The organism is Azospirillum sp., from assembly GCF_050789165.1.
The window spans coordinates 15,555-36,234 of the sequence record NZ_JBOZRT010000034.1 but is presented as its reverse complement, the minus strand read 5'-3'; the positions used below and the strand labels follow the sequence as shown (position 1 = coordinate 36,234).

Genomic DNA, 20,680 nt, shown 5'->3' with positions numbered 1-20,680 from the left:
GCGCCGTTAACGGCGCGGAGGGCGGTTTGTTCGCTCAGAGAGTCTTCCCGCTCCGCTCCATCCACTCTCCGAACGCGCGGTCCTCGCTCTGGATGTGGTTGATCAGCCAGCGCGACAGGAAGCTGTTGAGGAACTCGTGCACCTGGGCGTCGCTCGGGTCGGCGGCGAAGGTGTCCTGGATCGCCTTGGCGGCGCGCGCGTGGCCGGCGATGTGGCGCTCGAACGCGGGATAGCCGGCCTCGCGCATGATGGTTTCCTCGTTGCGGAAGTGCATCTCGATGTAGGCCAGCAGGTCGTTCAGCAGCGTGCGCAGCCGCCGCGGGTCGAAGCCGTCGGCGCGCGCCTTGTTGAAGCGGTGCAGGATCTCGAAGTAGTAGCGGTGCTCGGCGTCGATCTCGTCGACGCCGGTCAGCAGCGCGTCGGTCCAGTTCACTGTTTCCATGATCGTCCCGCTCCGCCGTCGTCGGACGCGCAGAATTCCTTGAGCTTGGCCGTATTGGCGACGAACACCGCCGCCCCGTGCGTCTCCACCCCGATCTTGCGCAGCTTGGCCAGCGCGCGCGAGAAGGTCTCCGGCTGCATGCCCAAACGGCGCGCGATCAGGCTCTTCTCGAAGGGCAGCTCGAAGTGGACGTCCTTGCCGGCCTCCGGGCAGAGGTTCAGCAGGAAGCTGGCGACCCGCTGCGGCGAGGAGCGGACGTGCAGGTGCTCGATCTGCTGGACGAAGCCGCGGATGCGCTGCGACAGCGCCTCGACCACGCGGAACGCCACCTCCGGGTCGGCGCGCATGCAGCGGAAGAACTCCTCCGCCGTGAAGACCAGGACGCGCGTCGGCTCCACCGCCTCGGCGCTGAGGGGGTAGCGGGCGGAAGAGAACATGTCGGCCTCGGCGAAGACCTGACCGGGCTCGACCAGGCTGACCACGGCCTCCTCGCCGTCGGCGCTCAGCCGCGACAGCTTGACCGAGCCGCTGAGCAGCAGGAAGAAGCGGTCGGCCTGCTCGTCCTGGAAGAACAGCGTGCCGAAGCGCGGCACCGCCATCACCGAGGCGCTGGCCAGAAGCTTGTCCATGGCGGGCTGGGGCATGCGGCGGAACAGCGGGGCGGCGCGCACCGCCTCCAGGTCGTTCGGCTTCAGTCCCTTCAGGCGGTTCAGCATGGCGTCCGGCAGCCGTGGCTCATGGCGAGGATCGTTATACCGATAAGGAATCGCTCGCGTCGTGCGCAGAATTTAGGCGCGGCGGATTGTCTCACGGCGCGGGCTGCTGCATAAAGCGGCGCATCATGCCTGATCCGATCCTGACCCTCCTCCTCCTTTCCGCGGCGTTCCTGGCCGGGGGCCTCAACGCCATGGCCGGCGGCGGCAGCTTCCTGACGCTGCCGGCGCTGATCTACGCCGGGGTGCCGCCGGTCGCCGCCAACGCCACCGGCACCGTGGCGCTGCTGCCCGGCTACGCCAGCGGCGCCTACGGCTTCCGCCACGACATCGAACCGGTGGACGGCGTCAGCACGCTGTGGCTGTCGGTGGTCAGCCTGATCGGCGGGCTGGTCGGGGCGGCGCTGCTGCTGTGGACGCCGGACGCCGTCTTCCGCGCCATCGTGCCGTGGCTGCTGCTCGCCGCCACCGGGCTGTTCGCCTTCGGGGCGCGGCTGTCGCGCTGGCTGCAGCGCCAGGGCATCCATGGGCGCGGCGCCATGCTGGGCGGGCTGTTCGCGGTGTCGGTGTACGGCGGCTACTTCAACGGCGGCCTGGGGATCCTGCTGCTGGCGCATCTCAGCGTGTTCGGGCTGACCAGCCTGAACGCCATGAACGGGCTCAAGAACCTGCTGTCCACCGTGCTCACCGCCATCGCGGTGGCGACCTACGCGGCGGGCGGCGCGGTGCATTGGCCGCAGGCGCTGCTGATGGCGGTGGCGGCGATCATCGGCGGCTACGCCGGGGCGCGGCTGGCCCGCCGCATCCCGCCGGCCACGCTGCGTCCGGCCATCGTCGTGGTCGGGCTGACCATGGCCGTGCTGTTCTTCGTGCGCTGATGGGGGAGGTGCAGCCGATCCCGGACATCGTGGCGCCGGGCCTGCGCGTGCTGTTCTGCGGCTTCAACCCCGGCACCCGCTCCGGCGCCATCGGGCACAACTACGCGGGGCGGGGGAACCAGTTCTGGCGGCTGCTCGCCGATTCAGGCCTGACGCCGCGGCTGCTGGCGCCGGAGGAGGACCGGACGATGCTCCGGTACGGCCTCGGCTCCACCAACCTCGTCGCCCGCGCCACGCCGAGCGCCGCCGACCTCAGCCGCGCCGAACTGCGCGCCGGGGCCGGGCCGCTGCGCGCGCTGGTGGAGGCGCACCGGCCGCGCATCGTCGCCTACACCGGCAAGGGCGTCTACCTCGCGGCGGCCGGGATCGACCGGGCGGAGTGGGGGGAGCAGCCGGCATCGCTGTTCGACGGGGCGATCGACTTCGTGGTGCCGTCGCCGAGCGGGCTGGCGCGCCTGCCCTACGCCGAGAAGCTGCGCTGGTTCACCGCGCTGGCCGGGCGCGCGGGCTGACCGTCAACGCTCCGGCAGTTCCGCCACGTTGCGCGGGGCCGGGAAGCCGCCGCTGCGCCCTTCGCGCAGGCCGTCCAGGCGGTAGTGCTGGTAGCCGGATTCGTAGGCGCCGCGGCGCACCGCGGCGGCCACGTCGGGGTTGGCCGCGAGATAGGCGCTCTCCCGCCAGTCCGGCGGCGGCGTCTGACCGGCCAGCGCCGCCGGGCGCTCGACGCGGGGCAGCCACGCCGACAGCATCGCCGGCACCCCGCTCCCCTGGGCGAGATGCGACAGGCCCAGCGGCAGCAGGGCGACGGCTACGACGATCAGCAGCCTCCACATGGGTCTCGTCCATTGATGCGAGGGAACCTGTACCCAAGATGAATGATGCCGATTCGCGCCGTCATCGCAACGCACCATAAGGGCAGGGGGTACCACTCGCCTTTCGGCTGAGGACATTAACAACTAAATAAAATTGTATAATGTAAAAAAGTTGTAGAATTCTGTTGCCGGACCCGGTCCCGGCGCAGTATAGCCAGGGCACCGATGCAGCCTTTCCGGTGCCGCCGTGACCGTTTTGCCCGCCGCCCGCCTGACCCACCTGCAACGCCTCGAGGCCGAGAGCATCCACATCATGCGCGAGGTCGCGGCGCAGTTCCGCAACCCCGTCATGCTGTACTCCATCGGCAAGGACAGCTCGGTCATGCTGCACCTCGCCATGAAGGCCTTCTACCCGTCCAAGCCGCCCTTCCCGCTCATGCACGTGGACACCACCTGGAAGTTCCGCGAGATGATCGCGTTCCGCGACCAGCGCGTGAAGGACCTCGGCCTCGACCTCATCGTCCACGTCAATGAGGACGGCGTGCGCCAGGGCATCGGCCCGTTCTCCCACGGCTCCGCCGTCCACACCGACGTCATGAAGACGCAAGCCCTCAAGCAGGCGCTCGACAGGCACGGCTTCGACGCCGCCTTCGGCGGCGCGCGCCGCGACGAGGAGAAGTCCCGCGCCAAGGAGCGCATCTTCTCCTTCCGCACGTCCACCCACCGCTGGGACCCGAAGAACCAGCGCCCGGAGCTGTGGAGCCTCTACAACGGCCGCATCAACAAGGGCGAGAGCATCCGCGTCTTCCCGCTCTCCAACTGGACCGAGCTGGACATCTGGCAATACATCTACCAGGAGAACATCCCGGTGGTGCCGCTGTACTTCGCCGCGCCGCGCCCGGTGGTGAGGCGCGACGGCGCCCTGATCCTGGTGGACGACGAGCGCCTGCCGCTCAGGCCCGGCGAGGCGCCGGAGACCAAATGGGTGCGCTTCCGCACGCTGGGCTGCTACCCGCTGACCGGCGCGGTGGAGAGCCGCGCCGGCACGCTGGCCGAGGTGATCCGCGAGATGCTGCTGGCCACCACCTCGGAGCGCCAGGGCCGCGTCATCGACCAGGACGCCGCCGCCTCCATGGAGATCAAGAAGCAGGAAGGCTATTTCTGATGCTGCAGAACGACGCCGTTGCCTCCGGCGAGGCCGTACAGGAGGTCGAGGCCTACCTGCGCGGCCAGGAGAACAAGGACCTGCTGCGCTTCATCACCTGCGGCTCGGTGGACGACGGCAAGTCCAGCCTGATCGGCCGGCTGCTGTACGACTGCAAGCTGCTGTTCGAGGACCAGCTGGCCAGCCTGGAGACGGACTCCTCGCGCTTCGGCACCACCGGGGCCGGCACGCTGGACTTGGCGCTGCTGGTGGACGGGCTGGCGGCCGAGCGCGAGCAGGGCATCACCATCGACGTCGCCTACCGCTTCTTCACCACCGACAAGCGCAAGTTCATCGTCGCCGACACGCCCGGCCACGAGCAGTACACCCGCAACATGGCGACCGGCGCCTCCACCGCCGACGCCGCGGTGCTGCTGGTGGACGCGCGCAAGGGGGTGCTGACCCAAACGCGCCGGCACAGCTACCTCGTCGCGCTGCTCGGCATCCGGCACGTGGTGCTGGCGGTCAACAAGATGGACGTGGTCGGCTGGAGCCGCGCGGCGTTCGAGCGCATCGCCGCCGACTACCGCGCCTTCGCCGGCCAGCTCGGCATCCCGCACGTCACCTGCATCCCGGTGTCGGCGCTGACCGGCGACAACGTCACCCGGCCGTCGGACGCCATGGGCTGGTACGACGGGCCGACGCTGCTGGGCAAGCTGGAGACGCTGGAGGTCGCCAGCGACGCGCTGAGCCGGCCGTTCCGCTTTCCCGTGCAGTGGGTGAACCGCCCCAACCAGGACTTTCGCGGCTTTTCCGGCACCGTCGCCGGCGGCGCGGTGCGGGTCGGCGACCCGGTGGCGATCCTGCCGGGCGGGCGCACCACCACGGTGGCGCGGATCGTCACGCTGGACGGCGAGCTGGAGATGACGGTGGCGGATCAGGCCGTCACGCTGGTGCTGGCCGAGGAGGTGGACGTCTCGCGCGGCGACGTGATCGCGGCGGCGCAGGCGCGCCCCGAGGTCGCCGACCAGTTCGCCGCGCACGTGGTGTGGATGGGCGAGCAGCCGCTGCTGCCCGGGCGCGGCTACCTGCTGCGGGTCGGCACGGCGCTGGTCGGCGCCCAGGTGACCGAGCTGAAGCACGCGGTGAACGTCAACACGCTGGAGCATCTGGCGGCCAAGCACCTGGAGCTGAACGAGGTGGGGGCGTGCAACCTGGCGCTCGACCGGCCGGTGCCGTTCGACGCCTACGCCGACAACCGGGCGACGGGGAGCTTCGTGCTGATCGACCGGATCAGCAACGCCACGGTGGGCTGCGGGATGATCGACTTTGCGCTGCGCCGGGCGTCGAACATCCACTGGCAGTCGATGAAGGTGGGCAAGGCGCAGCGCGCCGCGCTGAACGGGCAGACGCCGTGCGTGCTGTGGTTCACGGGCCTGTCGGGGGCGGGCAAGTCGACGGTGGCGGATCTGGTGGAGCAGGAGCTGCACCGCCGCGGCCGGCGCACGATGAGCCTGGACGGCGACAACGTGCGGCATGGGCTGAACCGGGACCTGGGGTTCACGGCGGAGGACCGGGTGGAGAACATCCGGCGGGTCGGCGAGGTGGCGAAGCTGCTGGTGGACGCCGGGCTGATCGTGCTGGTCAGCTTCATCTCGCCGTTCCGCGAGGAACGTGGCATGGCGCGGGCGCTGCTGGCGGAAGGCGAGTTCCTGGAGGTGTTCGTGGACGCGCCGCTGGCGGTGTGCGAGGCGCGCGATCCCAAGGGGCTGTACCAGAAGGCGCGGGCCGGGCAGCTGCCGAACTTCACCGGCATTTCCAGCCCGTACGAGGCGCCCGAGGCGCCGGAGATCCACCTGCCCGCCGGCGACGAGGCGCCCGACGCGCTCGCCGCCCGCGTCGTCAGGGAGCTGGAACGGCGGGGCCTGATTCCGCTGGACGACTGGACGATCTGAGGACGTGCGGCCCCCTCCCTAACCCTCCCCCGCTCCGCGGTGGAGGGGATAGAGGCCCCCTCCATCGCCGAAGGCGGGGGAGGGATGGGGAGGGGGCAAACACGCTACCGTCCCGACGGCCCCGCCATCGCCATGCCCAGCGCGACGGCGGGAAGCAGCAGGAACAGCACGAGACCGGACATCAGGGTTCTCCACGGCGGTGGTATCTGGGATACGGACCACCGACGCTACCCTGATCCGCCGCCGGGAAACATCCGGGCTTCCCGGTTACACCGTCCGGACAGGCTTTACACTCCCGACGCCAGCACCACCGGCTGCATTCCCGTCGCGCGCCGGATGTGGGCCAGCACGTCGGCGGCGAGGTCGGCCTCGGCGGCGAGGCTGCGGCGGCCGCCGGCGCGGCCGCGCAGTTCGCTGACCACCAGCGCCGCCACCTGCCGGCTCAGCTCCTCGGCACCCTCCGGACGGCGGGTCACCAGGGCGCGGATCGCCTCCAGTCCCAGTTCCACCACCAGCACCTCGGTGCGGCCGCGCGCCGTCTCGGCGTAGGTCGTGCCCTGGAACAGGGCGACCGCGCCGGCCACGCTGCCGGGGCCGGCGTCGCGCGGCGGCTCCGCCTGCCCGGTGCGGGAGCGCACCGGCTCGACGGTCAGCAACCCCTCCAGCACGACGTAGAGCGCCGCCGCGGCCTCCCCGGCCTGGGCCAGCGTGGCGCCCGCCGGCAGGCGGCGCAGCCGGGCGTTCTCCGCCAGCACCCGCACGTCGTCGGCCGGCAGCCCGCCGAACAGCGCGGTGCCGGCCAGCGCCTGGGCGATCCGCGCGGCGTCGAGGTCGCGCCACGCCCGCGTCGCCGGGTCGCCGGGGCTGCGCTCGCCCTTCGGCCAGGCCGGGCGCAGCCCGGCGGCGCCGAGGTGCTCCAGCACCTTCTGCAGCACCAGGCTGCGGGCGCGGAAGCGCTTCTCGACGGGCGTGTCGAAGAAGATGCCGTACTCGACGCCGTCCAGCGTCACCGCGCGCACCCGGATGTAGGGGGCGCCGGCGCCCGGGACGACGAAGGTGCCCCAGGCCTCCAGCGCCGCCGCCTCGAGGATGCGCAGCGCGCGCTCGGTCGGGACGCCGTGGTCGAGGACGACGCTGGTCATGAACTCGATGAACGGCTCGGGCCGCGAGTGGTTGGTGATGGTGGAGGCGGCAAGCCGGCTGTTCGGCACCACGACGATGTTGCCGAAGTCGTCCTTGATGCGGGTGCTGCGCCAGCTGATCTCCTGTACCCGGCCCTCGATGGTGATGTCGCCGGCGCGGTGCAGGCGGATGTGGTCGCCGATGCGGATCGGCCGGTCGAGGTTGAGGGCGAGGCCGGAGCAGATGTCGAGCAGCGGCTCGCGGATCGCCATGCCGAGCACGACGCCCAGAACGCCGGACGCCGCCCACAGCACCGTCAGGTCCTGCTTGAACACGTAGCCGGCGATGGCGGCGAAGGCGATGCCGAACACCACCATGCCGGAGAGCTGGACCAGCAGCCGCGGCACCGGCTCGCCCAGCGCCGAGCTGACCAACCCCTCCAGCACCACCACCTGCACCAGCCGGTGCACGAACAGCGCGGCGAACAGGATCAGCCCGATGCTGAGCGCGTAGCCCAGCACCCGGTAGACCACGGCCAGCGCCTCGGCGCCCGCGTCCTGGTAGGTGGTGCCGGCGAAGTACAGCGCCCCGCCGAGGACCAGACAGCCGGCGAGCGGCGTCAGGAGCTTGCCGAGTTTTCGAGCGTAAGGGGCTGCCATTGGGCGCGCGGCTCCGTTTGGGCGGACTGGGTGAGGACGAAGCGGCCGACCTGCTCGCGGGCCCGATGGACCATGCGGGCCAGCTCCTCCATGGTGGCGCTGATCTCCTCGGCGGCGGCGGCGTTGGCCTGACTGCCCTGGCGCAGCGCCGATACCCGCTCGTGCAGGTCCTTCACCGCCGCCGACTGCTGGGTGATGGCGGCGGACATCGCCTGCACGGTGGCGCCGCTGTCGTGCGCCGCCTCGGCGATGCGCTCGATGGCGGTGCGCGCCTCGGCGGTGGTGCCGACGCCCTCGCGCACGACCTGGGCGGATTCGGCGATGATCTGCTCGATGTCGTGGGCGGCGAGCGCGGCCTCCTCGGCCAGCCGGCCGATCTGCTGGGCGACGATGGCGAAGCCCATGCCCTCCTCGCCGGCCCGCGCCGCCTCGATGCCGGCGTTCAGCGACAGGATGTGCGTCTTGTCGGAGATGCGGGTGATCTTGCCGGTGATCTGCTCGATCCGGCCGTGCGTGGCGGCGATGCGCTCCACCGATTCGGCGAGGCGGACGAGGCGGGCGCGCCCCTCGTCGGCGAAGGCGGTGGTGCGCGCTGCCAGTTCGCTGCCGCGCGTGGCGCTGCCGGCGATGGTGTCGACCGAGGCGGCGGTCTCGCCGATGCTGATGGCGACGCCGTTCAGCGTGGTCAGCGAGCGCGACGATTCCTCCGCGACCTGCCGGGCCGCGGCGGAGGTCTGGGTGATGGCGACGGCGATCTGCTGGGTGTCCTCGGCGACCGAGCCGATCAGGCCGCGCAGCTGCTCGATGGCCTGGTTGATGTGGCCCTTCAGCACCGCGAAGTCGCCCTGGTAGCTGCCGCCGACGGCGCGCGTCAGGTTGCCCTGCGCCATGGCCGCGGTCACCGAGCCCAGCTCGTGCAGCAGGCTGACCAGCGCGTCGAGGCTGCGGTTCATGTTGGCCTTCAGCGCGCGCAGGTCGCCCTCGTAGGCGCCCTCCATGCGACCGCGCAGGTCGCCGGCGGCGAGCAGCTGCATGACCTCCACCACCTCGAACAGCGGGCGGGTCAGGCCCTCGATCAACTCGTTCATGCCCTTGACCAGCACGGCGTACTCGCCGGTGTGGCCGATCGGCTCGGCGCGCGTGGACAGCGCGCCGGCGTGCGCGGCGTCCACCAGCTCGCCCAGGTCGGTGGCCAGCGCCCGCACCGCCATGCCGGTGGCCTCCACCGCGCGGGCCATGCGGCCGAGGTCGTCGGTGCGGTCGGTGGCGGCCTCGATGTGCGAGAAGTCTCCGGCGGCCAGTTGGGTCAGCGTGCCGGTCATGGTCGCGACCGGCTGGCCGATGCCGCGGTCCACCCCCCACAGGCAGGCGCCGCCGAACAGCAGCACCACGGCCATGCCGCCGAGGATCATCATCCGGCTGTCGCCGATCAGCGTGGCCGAAGCGCGGTTGGCCTCCGTGGCGTGCGCGGCGGCGAGGCGGACCAGCTCCTCCAGGTCGGTGGAGAACGCCTGGAAGAGGGCGCCGGTCTCCCGCAGCAGCGCCGTCGCCCCGGTGGTCTCGTTGCGGCGCGACAGGTCGAGCATCCTGGCGCTGCTCGCCAGATAGGTGGTGTAGTCGCGCGCGAAGGCGTCGTAGAAGCGGCGCTCCTCCGGCGTGTCGACGAGCGGCTCGTACCGTTTGCGCCAGTGGGCGATGTCGTCCTTCAGGCGGGCCATGGTCTGCTCGAGCGCCTGCATGTCGCCATCGTCGTGGCTCAGCACGTGCATCATCTCGGCGGAGCGGTAGTCGCTGGAGGCGACGTCGATGGCGTAGGTCGCCTGGATGCCGAGCAGCACGTCCTTGGCGACCAGATCGCTGTCCGCCGACACCGCCGACAGCACCTGCAGGACGCCGACGCCGAAGGCGACGAAGAGCCCTATCAGGATCCCGAAGGCCAGCCGGAGCTTGGTTTTGATGGTCATGGTCGGCAACTCAAACGGGAGGGGCGGGGTCCGCCCAGCCGAGGCGGGCGGCGGCGAGCGGCCGTCGCAGGTGCCTGGGCACCGCGGCGGGGGAGGGAAGGTCGCGGCGCAGGCGGAACAGCCAGCCGGTCTCGTCGCGCCCGGCGGCCTCGAACGCCAGCGCGGCGGCGGGCGGCAGCGGCGCCACCGGCTGCCAGGACACGGGCGGCGACAGCGCCAGCACGCGGTCCACCGACAGCAGCAGCGGGGCGCCGTCGGCGGCGCGGACGCTCACCAGAGCACCGATCCGCGCCTCGGACCGCCGGCCGAGTGCGACGGCCATGTCGAAGACCGGGACGAGGCCCGGCGCCGGCCGGCGCGCCGGGGTGACGGCGGAGTCGAGGATGCGGTCCACGAGCGCGAGCGGTAACGCCAGCCGCAGGTCGCCGGCCTGGACGGTGAGCACGGCGTCCGCGGCGGATGGCGCGTCCCTTGCGGGCTCGGCGTCCGGCGCCGGCGGCGGCGCGCGGTCGTCGAGGATCGGGTCGAGCACCGGCACCGGGTCGGCGTCCGGACGGTTCAGCCAGCGCTGCGGCCGGCCGTCGGGCAGCGTCACCGCGGCGATGCTGCGCGGGTCGCAGGGCTCCAGCCCGACGACGCGGTCGACCAGCAGCGCGCTCTCCTGGCCGTCGCCGCGCAGCACCACCGCCCAGCGCGGGTCTCCGGCCGCGCCGGGGACGGTCGGCAGGACCTCGGCGAGGCGGCGGGCGGGCAGCAGGTCGCCGTCCACCCGCACCAGCGCGTCGCCGCCGCGCAGGGGCTGCACCGCCGACACCACGCCGACGCGGCCGACGCGCTCGACCGGCAGCGCCGCGGTGGTGCCGGCGCCAGCGACCAGGAGGAACGGCACGCGCCGCGCCGGAGCGGCGGCCTGGACGGGACGGAGACTCGGCGTGCGGCCGGCGGCCGGCGGCGGCGCCCACGGGGCGATGTCGGCCAGCAGGTCGGCCAGCGGCGGAGCGTCGTCGGCGCCGCGGCCCACCGCCTCGACGCGCAGGGCCAGTCCGCCCGTGCCGGAGGCGACCACCACCAGGGCGCCGCCGGCGCTGCCGGGCGCGAGGTCGAGCACCGTGAAGACGCGCCCCTCGATTCCCGAAAGGCCGGCAATGGGGGACGGGGCGTGCGGGATGGGGGAGAGTTCGGCCGGCGGCTCGGCGATGCACAGCACGTCGGCGGCGGGAACCGACCACCGCCGGCCACCCGCCTGGAGGGACAGGCGGTCCGGCTCCGCGGCGCACCCGGGAGTTGCCGGTGCGCGGAGGGGCGGGGCGGTGTTCGGCACAGTGCTCCCTGCGGCGTTCCTCCCCCGAGTCCCGAACGGACGGGGTAGCCCGAACGACTTTACCTTCGTTTCTCAGGGAGTTGAAGTCACGCGTGCGTGTGCGCCTCCACATGTCACCGGCGTTCCGTAGCGCCGTGGTGCGGGGCTGCGGGGATGGCTGTGGAAACGCATCATTGTCCCACGGTGTCTTCTTGACTTTGACCGTTCGGGTTACTCTTAATGTGCCGTCTTCTTCCCGCCCTGGGTGCGGTCGCACGCATGGCCGGGTGGTGGCGACCGTCGTCTCTGCCGTCTCAAAGTTCATGGATCCGCAATGGCCGATACCGAAGACCCGCGTCGCAGGTTTGCCGACCTCGTCAAGCTCAACGGCCTGACGAGCAAGTTCATCGACCGCGAGACCGAGCGCCGCGTCCTGGAGGAAGGGGTCACCCGCTTCAACCTGACGCTCGACGAGGCGCGCGGCATGATGCGCTCGGTCGCGGAAGACAACGACTATGTCTTCGAGACCGAGACCGGCCGGCGCATCCGCCAGGTGCTGGACAAGCACGCCGGCAAGAAGGGCAAGGTCAGCAAGAAGCAGTTCGAGCAGACGGCCGAGATCCTGCGCGACTTCTCGAACGGCGCGATCGGCGAGGCCGAGGCCCGCCGGCACGTCAAGCGCATCATGATCGAGAACGGCTGGAAGCCGCGCCGCGCCGGCCTGCTGCCGACCCAGCGCTGGTACAAGAGCGTCGAAGTCTGAAGGGGGGCGCAGGCGCGCCTTCCACCGGCTTGCGGGCGGTGAGCGATGGACGTTCTTGAGCTGCTCTCTTCCGCCGCGTCCTTCGCCGTCGGCCCGCTGCTGATCATCGTTCCGCTGCTGACGTACCGCTGGGTGACGGACACCGCCGCCCACTGGGACCTGTACGGCGGCTTCCGCGAGGACAACGCCACGCTGGCGGGCCTGCTGCTGGGCATCTGCCTGGTGGCGGTGACGCCGCTGCCCGGCCAGCCACTCACCTTCGATTCCGTCTTCAACCGCGGCGGCCCCTGGGACTTGCATCTGGAGGCGTTCGGCTCCCTGGTCCTCGACCGGATGGAGGTGGCGCCCGGCCTGCTGCTCGACCGTCTGGCGCTGGACGACGAGCGGCTGAACCTGACGCTTGGCCTCGCCATGGCCGCGGCGCTGCTGATCGGCCGCGCCGCCGTCGGCATCGCCCGGCAGGGCTGGTGGCATTCGGTGGCGACCATCGCCATGGACCTGACCGTCGCCACGATGACCGCCGCGCTGACGCTGTACGCGGTGATCCTCGGGCTGTGGCTGTGCAACCGGCTGAACTTCTGGCTGTTCCTGGTCGGCCTCGTGATGATCCAGGAATACCGCTACAACATGCTCGGCCTGTTCCCGCGGCACCGCCACTTCCGCCTGCCGCGCGCCCGCCTGCCGCAGGAGATCGCCTTCCCGACGCTGAAGCGGCGACGTTAGGACCCATCACCGCTTCTCTCACCGTCATCCCCGTGAAAGCGCACGGCTGTCCGGGGAATGAGTCGCTATGTCGCGGGCGCATGCCTGACGCCGCCGTGGTTTGGCGGGTACTTTCTGGTTGTCGAGACTCAGAAAGGCGCCAAGCATGCAGTATCGCGATAGCATTTTCGGCACGCTGCTGAAAGCGATTGATCGTCGGGCGTTTGCCGGGTCGGTCGAGCGCCATGACGGCGACCGCTACGTCAAGAACTTCAGCGCGTGGGACCATCTGGTGGTGCTGCTGTATGCCCAGCTTGGCGGCACCGCCAGCCTGCGCGCCGTGGAAGCGGGCTGGAACGCCCATGCCCATCACCACTATCACCTCGGCTGTGGTCCGGTGCGCCGTTCGACGCTGTCCGACGCCGGCCAGCGCCGCCCCGCCGCCATCTTCGCCGAAACCTTCGGTCAGCTCAGCCATCAAGCGGACCGGCGCTTCAAGCGCGACGGCGCGGCGATGGTGCGGCTGATCGACTCCTCGCCCATCGAACTGGGCAAGCTGTGCGCCTGGGCCGACTGGAATGGACGCACCTGTGGGCTGAAACTGCACGTCGTCTACGATCCCGCCACCGATCATCCCCGCCAGATCGCCATCACCCCGGCCACCGTCAACGACATCACGCTTGGCCGCGCACTGCCCAGCGAGCCCGGCGCCACCTATGTCTTCGACAAGGGCTACTGCGATTATGCGTGGTGGACCCGGCTCGATGCGGCCGGCTGCCGCTTCGTCACGCGCTCCAAGAGCAATGTCCGCTTCACCGTCGAGAGCGTGACGGCCGTGCCCCTGGAGATGGGCGACGGCTTCCTGGTGCTCGACGACGCCATCGTCCGCCTCGCCGGCCAAGGCCGCGCCCGCCTGCCGATCCGGCTGCGCCGGGTCCGTGTGCGCACCGCCGACGCCCGTGTGCTGAGCGTGATTTCCAATGACTTGGAACGCCCCGCCACCGCCATCGCCAGCCTCTACAAGACGCGCTGGCAGATCGAACTGCTGTTCCGCTGGATCAAGCAGAACCTCAAGATCCGCAGCTTCCTGGGCCGCTCGGAAGCCGCCATCCGCCTGCAGATCCTGGCCGCGATGATCGCATTCCTGTTGCTGCGCCTCGCGGCGCGACATGCCCGCTCGCTCATCCCGCCGATCCGTTTCGCCGGCCTCGTGCGCGACTGCCTGTTCACCAGGAAGTCCTTGAACGCCATCGACAGGCCGCCGGAAACCTACACCCCAACGCCGCACTCCGACCCAAATCAGTTCACTCTCGCCTTCGCATGATTTCCCCGGACAGTCGTGCGTGAAAGCGGGGATCCAGCGCTCGCGTCCGCGAGCCGTATGATTCATGTCGCCCCTGCCGGGGCTCTCTCTGGATCCCCGCCTTCGCGGGGATGACGGAGAAAACAAAGCAAATCAAAAGCTCAAGGCGGCGGGTAGATGACCTGCGAGGTGCCGAGGACGCGGCGCTTGAAGTGCGCCCAGCACAGGCCGGAGGCCAGCGTCACCGAGGCGATGGTCAGCATCAGGTAGCCGGTCCAGAACGGCGCCTGCTCGTCGAACACGCCGTAGTGGCGCAGCACCATGTAGCCGGTCAGCAGGATCGCCGCCGAGATGCCGACCCCCAGCACGCCCAGCGCCAGCCACGCGATGCGCAGGTAGACGACGTACACCACGAACAGCGCCACGCCGACCACCACCTTGAGCGAGAGGCGGGTGCCGTCGTCCTGCGACAGCCAGGCGACGTAGGAATAGCCCGCCGGGTTCCAGGTTCCGAACAGCAGCAGGAAACAGCCGAGCAGGCGGACGACGTATCCGTAGAATTTCACGGCGCGGGATCCTCAGCCGGCGCTCATGGCGGGATGACGTTCTGCGAATCGACCTGCCCGGACAGCCGGTAGCGCACCAGCGACCACAGGAAGCCCAGGCCCAGCACCACCGTGACGCCGGACAGCAGGGTCAGCGTGACGGTGGTCGGGTCGTTGAGGTCGAGCAGATCGTGATCCCACAGGGTCCACACCGCGGTGAGATAGCTGATCACCACCATCGACACGCCGATCAGCTTCATCGACCGCCACGTCGCCAGGATGTGCGTGTAGAGCAGGAAGACGATGAGGGTGCCGGCGAACAGCTTCAGCGTCCAGTCCCCGGCATCCTCCATGCGGATCCAGTGCCAGTAGGAGTATCCGGACGGGTTGTAGGTCCCGAACACCGTCAACAGCGTGAGCAGCATCCGGACGATGAAACCCGCGGTCGTCATCATGATGAGGGCCTGCGGCGGCAATGGAAACGCGCTGGCGGCCATTCTAACGGGTCGCCCCGGCGCGGGCCACAACTCTCGCCGTGACCGTTGCGCGACGAAGTCACTTTACAATCCGCCACCGGACACGCTGTTATCGTCGCCGCGGCGAGGCTGGGGGTGGTCGGGTTCAGTGCGCTCCATGAATGTCATGTTCGGGCGGCCGGTGGCGATGGCCGCCAGCATCGGCCTGTCGCTGCTGTTCCTGTCCGCGGGCTGGGCGACATTGCCGACGCGCAACCCGCCGCCCACCTGGGTCTATCGGCTGCCGGACGCGGGCTCCGTTCCCGCGGTGGACGCGATTCCCGTCTTCATCATGCGCGCCGACCGCTCGACGCTGCGCGCCGGGCAGGCCAACGTCAAGGCCGACGGCCGCATCGACGTCACCCTCTACGACCCCTCCGACCCGCGGCTGATCGACGGCAGCGAGGGGCTGCTGTTCAACGCCGACCTGCGCGTGCTGTGGCTGATGGCCTCGGACGACGAGCGGGCCCAGCTGCAGCGCGGCCTGGAGAAGCTCGGCGGCGGTCTGCGCGACGCGGTGGACGCGGTGCTGCGCTCGCCCGAGTTCAACGAGGACTACCGCGGCGCGCTGACCGAGATCGGCCGCGAGACCATCGAGGCGGCCTGGCACGACCCGCGCACCAAGGCGGCCTACGACGAGCTGCTGCGCAGCGCCGAGCCGGTGCTGCGCGAGGCGGTGGGGCGCGACCTCAAGGCCATCGTGCTGAAGCGGGCCGAGCCGCTGCTGTGGGAGATGGTGTCGGCCAACGTCGGCTCGCTGTTCAGCGTCTTCAACGCGCACCAGTGGGACCTGACGCCGGTGGAGCAGGCGATGGACGCCATCCAGCGCGACGTGCGCGAGCGCGCGCTGATCGAGAAGACCGCCCAGCGCATCCTCGACAGCTGGCAGGCCAAGGACTTCCTGCGCGTCTTCGCCGGCAACGTGGTGGACGCGGTGGCGCGCGACACCCGGCTGAAGGACGTGCTGGCCCGGCTGCTCACCGACCAGCGCCTCGGCCCCTACCTGAGCGCCGCGTCGCAGCCGGCCGGCGAGCTGGCGCGGATGACGCCGCAGGTGCTGTTCGGCGTGCACCCGCAGTCCGACCTCAACGCGCTGGCCGCCTACACCTTCCGCGGCTTCGTCACCGGGCGGCCGGGTCCGCTGATCATCCTGATGAACGCCCAACGGCGCGAGGAGATCCTTGCGCTCGACCGGCAGTCGCCCCGGCCCCTCCTGCACGGCACGGCCCAATGACCGCGACCTCCACTTCGCTCGACATCGCCGGGCTGACCATCCACCGGCCGAGCGGCGCGCTGCTGGTGCGCGACGCCACCTTCACCATCGGGCCCAGCGAGGTGGTGCTGCTGGTCGGCCCCAGCGGCTGCGGCAAGTCCACCATCGTCAAGCTGCTGGGCGGCCTGCTGGACACCGGGCGCGAGGGCTGGACGGTGGCCGGCCGGCTGGGCTGCGGCGGCCGCTCCATCGACCTGGGGCAGGAGCGCAGCCACGTCGGCGGCATCGTCTTCCAGGACCACGCGCTGTTCAACGACCTGAGCGCGCTCGAGAACCTGCGCATCGCCGCGGATCATGCCGGCGTTCCGCCGGATCCGGAGCTGGTGTCCGGCGCCACCGCGCTGCTGGGCGACATCGAGCCGCGCAAGACCATCGCGTCGTGCAGCGGCGGCCAGCGACAGCGCCTCGCCATCGCGCGCACGCTGCTGGCCGACCGGCCGGTGCTGCTGTTCGACGAGCCGAACTCCGGCCTCGACGTCAACATGGCGCGCCGGCTGGGCGAGCTGATCCGCGACCTCTGCCAGTCGATGGGCAAGCCGGCGCTGGTGGTGGCGCACCACGTCAAGGACCTGCTGCCGGTCGCCGACCGCGTGCTGCTGTTCGACACCCGCTCGCGCCGGTTGGTCGAGGTGCCGCGCGACGCCGACATCATCGAGGCCGAGCTGCTGAGGCTCGACGCCGACGGCGGCACTGCCACCGCCACCGCCACCGGCACAGCGCCGGTTCCGGCGGCGGGGCCCGTCCAGGCCGCCCAGCCGCGCCGCAACCCGTGGCCGGCGGCGATCGGCCACCGTTCGAAGCTCTACTGGTTCGGCCGCTACATGGCCGAGTATTTCTGGGAGCTGTGCGTCTCGCCGCTGATGCTGGTCTACATGGGGGCGGGGGCGCTGATCATGGGCTTCGTGTCCATGTGGTTCGGCTTCCACTACAACTCGTTCGGCGGCTACCTGAAGTCGCTGCTGCACGACGAGACGCTGGTGGGGCTGGGCCTCGTGCAGGGGACGGTGGCGGTGCCGCTGATCAGCTCCATCCTGTTCGTCGCCCGCAACAACGCCATCATCGCCGCCGACATCGGCAACCGCGTGCTGTCCTCGCAGTTCAAGGCGATGGAGAACCTGCGCATCGAGGCGCGCACCTACATCTTCTCGGCGATCCTCATCAACATGGTGGTGGGGGCGCTGATGCTGCTGGTGCTGTCGCTGGGGGTGGCGAGCTGGAGCTCCATGCAGACCTGGCACCTGCAGTTCCCGCAGCAGAACTTCGAGCTGTGGCGCGGCCAGTTCTTCCAGAAGCTGATCCTCGAGGGCTACCGCCCGACGCCCAGCATGGCCTGGGTGCTGCTGAAGGTGGCGCTGAGCGCCGCGCTGGCCGGGGCCGCCGCCATCGTCATCGGCGGCGGGCGCAAGGAGTCGGTGCTGGAGATCAACTCGGCCATCGCGCGGTCGATCATCGTCGGGGTGACGCTGACCCTGCTGGTGCACGCTGTGATTTCGGTGCTCACGCTGTAGGCCGGACGGCGAGGCTTACCTCTTTCGCGGTGCGCGATCGCGGTGCGTGCAGTATAGTGCGCTTAATCAACGAACTGGTATCCGAGGGGCCGATGAGCAGCGAGCAGGACAGCAGCAAGACCGAGACGCCGCCCTCCAACGACGTGCGCGCCAACGACGTCTACGTGGATCCGCCCGCCCCGCCGCCCGCCCCGCCGCGCAACGGCAACAGAACGGCGCTGCTGCTGGCCTCGGCCGCGGTGGTGCTGGCGCTGGGCGCGCCGTACTGGTCCACGCCGCTGTACCGCGCCCTGCACCTGCGCACGCCCGGCATGGAGTGGCAGGCCCGGCAGGAGGTCGAGAACGGCCGCCAGGCCCAGTCGCTGGCCGAGCTGGACCGCCGCCTCGCCGAGCTCGCCGGGGTGGTCGCCAAGGCCAACGACCAGGCCGCCGGCGTCAAGGCGATGCAAGCCGCGCTGGAAGCGCAGACCCGCGCGCTGGCGCAGCTGCAGCTGCGCGCCGTGCTGCGCCGCCCGGTGCCCTTCGAGGCCGAGCTGAAGGCGGTGCGCGCCTTCGGCGGCAAGGGCGACGACCTGGAGCCGCTGCTGGCCGCCATCGAGCCCTACGCCAGCACGGGCATCCCGCTGGATTCGCAGCTGCGCCGCGAGTTCTCGTCGGTGTCCGACGCGGTGGCGCGCACCGAGGCGCGGCCGTCGATGATGCACTGGCTGACCAACGTCACCGGCATCAACACCCTGACCAACCTGGTCGCCTGGTCGGCCGAGCCGCCGGCGCCCGAGGGGCCGCAGCCCGACCGTCCCGCCGACATCGTCGAACGGGCGCAGGGCAAGCTGTACGATGGCGACCTGCGCGGCGCGGCGGAGGAGCTGGCCAAGCTGGAGGGGGACGCCGCGGGTGCTGCGCGCGTCTGGCTCGGCGAGGCGAAGGCCCGTCTGGCCGCCAACCAGGCGGTGGACCGCATCGCCGAACACGTCGCCAACGTCGCGAGCAAGCAGGCGAAGTAGGCGGCCGTTCGCCCCCTCCCTAACCCTCCCCCGCTTGCGCGGGAGAGGGAACTCCGCTGCTCTGCCCCTCCACCGCAAAGCGGGGGAGGGCAGGGAGGGGGCTTGTTCCTTACGTCCGCTGCGGCGCGTTCATGTCCGGCTGCCCCTTAGCGCCCCAGCCGGGGATCCAGCCGAGCAGCCAGTCGCGCAGCGAGGCGTAGGTGGTGTACAGCCAGCTCTGGGCGCTGTCGGCCGCCGGGCCGGCCTTGCTGGTCCAGCCCTTCGCCCAGTCGATCAGCGGCTGCACCGAGCTTTCCACCGATTCGATCTTGTCGCCGAGGCGGCCGAACTCGGCCTTCTGCTCGGCGATCTGCTGCGCGATCTGCTCCTGCAGCCGGGTCATGCGCTCGGCGAGGCCGGGGCCCTCCGGCGCGGGCGCCGGCTTCGGTTCGGCGGCCTCCGCGGTCTCCTCGGCGACGCGCTTCTGCTCGCGTTCCAGCAGGCCCTTCACCGCGGCGGACAGGTTTTCCAGTTCCTTGGCGCTGGGCATCTGCCGGTTGATCTCGGCCAGCGCGCCTTCGATCTTCGTCAGCTGCTCCTTGACCGCCGCGTCGTCCGCCGGGACCGCCGGAGCCGGGGCGACCGCCGCCTGGACCGGCGCCTGGACCTGCACCGGGGCCGGCGGCGCCCGCAGCAGGTCGGCGGCGACGAAGCCGGGGGTACCGTTGTCCTGCACCACCGCGTACCAGGGGGAGCCCGCGACCTTGCCGGTGACGCGCACCGTGGCCCCCGATTCGACCTGGCCGACGCGCGGAGCCTGGGCGCTGGGCTGCTGGCGGACGTTGACGCGGGCGGTGGCGACGTAGGCGCCCTCCAGCGGTTCGAGGCGCGGTCCCTGCGGCGCGGCCGTCTGGGCGGTCGCGGCGGCGGCGATCACCAGCAGGACGGCGCCGGCCAGCGGGGCGGTCGCGGAGCCGCGGGCGCGGCGGAGCAGGGCGTCGAAGGTCATCGGCGGAACCAATCCAGATCGTGAGGCGGCCAGATCGTGAGGCGGGCCGCGCACCCGGCCGGAACTGTGCCTCAACTGCCGCGTGCCCAACAAGCGACCTTTTCCGTTCGGGGTATCCGGTGGTGCCGTGACGTCCCCGGCGGTACGCCGCCATGCCGTCCCGCCGCACCGGATGCGCCGTCGACGCGCCCCGTTGCCGTGCCAAATCAAGGATCCAGTATCGGTCTTTTCGGGAGATCGCCGATGGGCACGGCAAGGATCCGGCGGAACTGGAGCAGGCGCGCCGCGGCGGCGGCGGTGGCGGGCGCCCTGCTGGCGGGCGCGGTGCCGGCGCCCGCCCTGGCTGCGGCCGGCAGCGGGGCGGGGGCCGGCGCCGGCGGCCCGTTCCCATGGTCGATGGCGCCGGAGCTGACCAACCCCTCCGCCGATCCGACGGTGGCGCAACGGCAGGCGCTGGGCTGCACGCTGGTCGGGCTGGGCGTCACCGGCGTGGCGGTGGCGTCGGGCGCGTTGGCCTCGGCCGGCTCGGGCGGGCCTGGCGCGGTGGCGGTCAGCGCGATGGTGGGCGAGATCGTCACATATTTCGGCACCGGCTGCTCGATCGGCGCCTTCCTGGCCGGGCTGTTCTCGATGGGGCCGCCGGCGACGGCCGTGGTGGCGGAGGTCGGCGAGTAGGCCGGGTTGGCGGGGTCGATCCTTCGATGTTAGCATGGCTCCGGTCACGCTTCGCCCGGAGGTACTCATCCATGCGCACGCTTACCCTGCTGGTGCTCGCCGCGTTCCTGGCCATCGCTCCGCTGAGCGCCCGAGCCCAGACGGCGCCGGCTCCCGCTCCCGTTCCGGCTCCGGGCGCGCCGCCCGCGGCGTCCTCGACCATCTTCGGCCTGCCGCCGAACCAGGCGCTGGCGATTGGCGTCGGCGTGCTCGCCGGCGGCGTCGGCATGAGCGTGCTGACCAACGGGCCGTTCGCGACCGTCGTCGGCGGCTTGGCCGGCGCGCTGATCGGCAACTGGTGGTACGCAACCCGCCCGATGGTCGATTCGCGCGGCCTGCCGATGCGCCAGCAGCTCTCGGCGGTCGAGTAAGCCCC

21 protein-coding genes are annotated in these 20,680 nt (G+C 71.2%); 12 read left to right on the top strand and 9 right to left on the bottom strand.

What is annotated here, in order from left to right; all coding sequences use genetic code 11:
* Positions 1–34: 34 nt before the first annotated feature.
* Positions 35–442 (bottom strand): bacteriohemerythrin, encoded by a 408-nt coding sequence (locus ACRWK7_RS07595; RefSeq protein ID WP_431855600.1) that lies wholly within the window; start codon positions 440–442, stop codon positions 35–37.
* Positions 430–1,158 carry a Crp/Fnr family transcriptional regulator gene (locus tag ACRWK7_RS07590; RefSeq protein ID WP_431855599.1) on the bottom strand — a complete coding sequence of 243 codons (729 nt, stop codon included), beginning with the start codon at positions 1,156–1,158 and terminating at the stop codon, positions 430–432. The genes ACRWK7_RS07595 and ACRWK7_RS07590 overlap by 13 nt, the downstream gene beginning before the upstream one ends.
* Positions 1,159–1,283: 125 nt before the next feature.
* Between ACRWK7_RS07590 and ACRWK7_RS07585 the strand changes: the two genes are divergently transcribed.
* Positions 1,284–2,033, top strand: coding sequence for a sulfite exporter TauE/SafE family protein (locus tag ACRWK7_RS07585; RefSeq protein WP_431855598.1), 750 nt, complete (start codon positions 1,284–1,286; stop codon positions 2,031–2,033).
* 8 nt (positions 2,034–2,041) lie between these two features.
* Positions 2,042–2,545 (top strand): mismatch-specific DNA-glycosylase, encoded by a 504-nt coding sequence (locus ACRWK7_RS07580; protein WP_431855597.1) that lies wholly within the window; start codon positions 2,042–2,044, stop codon positions 2,543–2,545.
* Between the two features lie 3 nt (positions 2,546–2,548).
* Here ACRWK7_RS07580 and ACRWK7_RS07575 read toward each other — a convergent pair whose 3' ends face one another.
* Positions 2,549–2,866, bottom strand: a complete 318-nt coding sequence (locus tag ACRWK7_RS07575) for a hypothetical protein (protein WP_431855596.1) — start codon at positions 2,864–2,866, stop codon at positions 2,549–2,551.
* A gap of 250 nt (positions 2,867–3,116) precedes the next feature.
* On the opposite strand from ACRWK7_RS07575, the gene cysD reads away from it, so the two are divergent.
* Positions 3,117–4,010, top strand: a complete 894-nt coding sequence (gene cysD, locus ACRWK7_RS07570; RefSeq protein ID WP_431855661.1) for a sulfate adenylyltransferase subunit CysD — start codon at positions 3,117–3,119, stop codon at positions 4,008–4,010.
* A complete protein-coding gene (gene cysN, locus ACRWK7_RS07565) occupies positions 4,010–5,944 on the top strand; it encodes a sulfate adenylyltransferase subunit CysN (RefSeq protein ID WP_431855595.1) in 1,935 nt (644 codons plus the stop codon). Before cysD ends, cysN begins: the two co-directional genes overlap by 1 nt.
* Before the next feature lie 287 nt (positions 5,945–6,231).
* Here the strand turns inward: cysN and ACRWK7_RS07560 are convergent, their stop codons facing one another.
* The 3 genes from ACRWK7_RS07560 to ACRWK7_RS07550 are packed head-to-tail and all read right to left on the bottom strand — an operon-like array spanning position 6,232 to position 11,010.
* Positions 6,232–7,725, bottom strand: coding sequence for a mechanosensitive ion channel family protein (locus ACRWK7_RS07560; protein ID WP_431855594.1), 1,494 nt, complete (start codon positions 7,723–7,725; stop codon positions 6,232–6,234).
* Positions 7,686–9,689, bottom strand: coding sequence for a HAMP domain-containing methyl-accepting chemotaxis protein (locus tag ACRWK7_RS07555; protein ID WP_431855593.1), 2,004 nt, complete (start codon positions 9,687–9,689; stop codon positions 7,686–7,688). Before ACRWK7_RS07555 ends, ACRWK7_RS07560 begins: the two co-directional genes overlap by 40 nt.
* Before the next feature lie 10 nt (positions 9,690–9,699).
* The gene (locus ACRWK7_RS07550; protein WP_431855592.1) at positions 9,700–11,010 is read right to left on the bottom strand and encodes a chemotaxis protein CheW; all 1,311 of its coding nucleotides are present in this window, start codon (positions 11,008–11,010) and stop codon (positions 9,700–9,702) included.
* Between the two features lie 313 nt (positions 11,011–11,323).
* Between ACRWK7_RS07550 and ACRWK7_RS07545 the strand changes: the two genes are divergently transcribed.
* The 3 genes from ACRWK7_RS07545 to ACRWK7_RS07535 all read left to right on the top strand — a co-directional run bounded on the left by ACRWK7_RS07545 (position 11,324) and on the right by ACRWK7_RS07535 (position 13,778).
* Positions 11,324–11,752 (top strand): hypothetical protein, encoded by a 429-nt coding sequence (locus ACRWK7_RS07545; RefSeq protein ID WP_109119000.1) that lies wholly within the window; start codon positions 11,324–11,326, stop codon positions 11,750–11,752.
* A gap of 45 nt (positions 11,753–11,797) precedes the next feature.
* On the top strand, positions 11,798–12,475 hold the full coding sequence (locus ACRWK7_RS07540) for a hypothetical protein (protein ID WP_431855591.1): 678 nt from the start codon (positions 11,798–11,800) through the stop codon (positions 12,473–12,475).
* Between the two features lie 145 nt (positions 12,476–12,620).
* Positions 12,621–13,778 (top strand): IS4 family transposase, encoded by a 1,158-nt coding sequence (locus ACRWK7_RS07535; protein ID WP_431855590.1) that lies wholly within the window; start codon positions 12,621–12,623, stop codon positions 13,776–13,778.
* Between the two features lie 140 nt (positions 13,779–13,918).
* Here ACRWK7_RS07535 and ACRWK7_RS07530 read toward each other — a convergent pair whose 3' ends face one another.
* Positions 13,919–14,323, bottom strand: coding sequence for a DUF6524 family protein (locus ACRWK7_RS07530; protein WP_431855589.1), 405 nt, complete (start codon positions 14,321–14,323; stop codon positions 13,919–13,921).
* 23 nt (positions 14,324–14,346) lie between these two features.
* Complete coding sequence (locus ACRWK7_RS07525; protein ID WP_431855588.1) at positions 14,347–14,757, bottom strand: DUF6524 family protein; 411 nt, start codon at positions 14,755–14,757, stop codon at positions 14,347–14,349.
* A 178-nt stretch (positions 14,758–14,935) separates the two neighbouring features.
* On the opposite strand from ACRWK7_RS07525, the gene ACRWK7_RS07520 reads away from it, so the two are divergent.
* The 3 genes from ACRWK7_RS07520 (at position 14,936) to ACRWK7_RS07510 (ending at position 18,602) form a co-directional block, all read left to right on the top strand.
* Positions 14,936–16,051, top strand: coding sequence for a hypothetical protein (locus tag ACRWK7_RS07520; protein ID WP_431855587.1), 1,116 nt, complete (start codon positions 14,936–14,938; stop codon positions 16,049–16,051).
* On the top strand, positions 16,048–17,598 hold the full coding sequence (locus tag ACRWK7_RS07515; RefSeq protein WP_431855586.1) for an ATP-binding cassette domain-containing protein: 1,551 nt from the start codon (positions 16,048–16,050) through the stop codon (positions 17,596–17,598). The genes ACRWK7_RS07520 and ACRWK7_RS07515 overlap by 4 nt, the downstream gene beginning before the upstream one ends.
* A 92-nt stretch (positions 17,599–17,690) precedes the next feature.
* Positions 17,691–18,602 carry a COG4223 family protein gene (locus ACRWK7_RS07510; protein ID WP_431855585.1) on the top strand — a complete coding sequence of 304 codons (912 nt, stop codon included), beginning with the start codon at positions 17,691–17,693 and terminating at the stop codon, positions 18,600–18,602.
* Positions 18,603–18,711: 109 nt separating this feature from the next.
* Here ACRWK7_RS07510 and ACRWK7_RS07505 read toward each other — a convergent pair whose 3' ends face one another.
* The gene (locus tag ACRWK7_RS07505; RefSeq protein ID WP_431855584.1) at positions 18,712–19,590 is read right to left on the bottom strand and encodes an SH3 domain-containing protein; all 879 of its coding nucleotides are present in this window, start codon (positions 19,588–19,590) and stop codon (positions 18,712–18,714) included.
* A gap of 243 nt (positions 19,591–19,833) precedes the next feature.
* On the opposite strand from ACRWK7_RS07505, the gene ACRWK7_RS07500 reads away from it, so the two are divergent.
* Both ACRWK7_RS07500 and ACRWK7_RS07495 read left to right on the top strand, forming a co-directional pair.
* Positions 19,834–20,265, top strand: coding sequence for a hypothetical protein (locus ACRWK7_RS07500; protein WP_431855583.1), 432 nt, complete (start codon positions 19,834–19,836; stop codon positions 20,263–20,265).
* Between the two features lie 71 nt (positions 20,266–20,336).
* Positions 20,337–20,675, top strand: a complete 339-nt coding sequence (locus ACRWK7_RS07495; RefSeq protein WP_431855582.1) for a hypothetical protein — start codon at positions 20,337–20,339, stop codon at positions 20,673–20,675.
* Positions 20,676–20,680 lie beyond the last annotated feature (5 nt).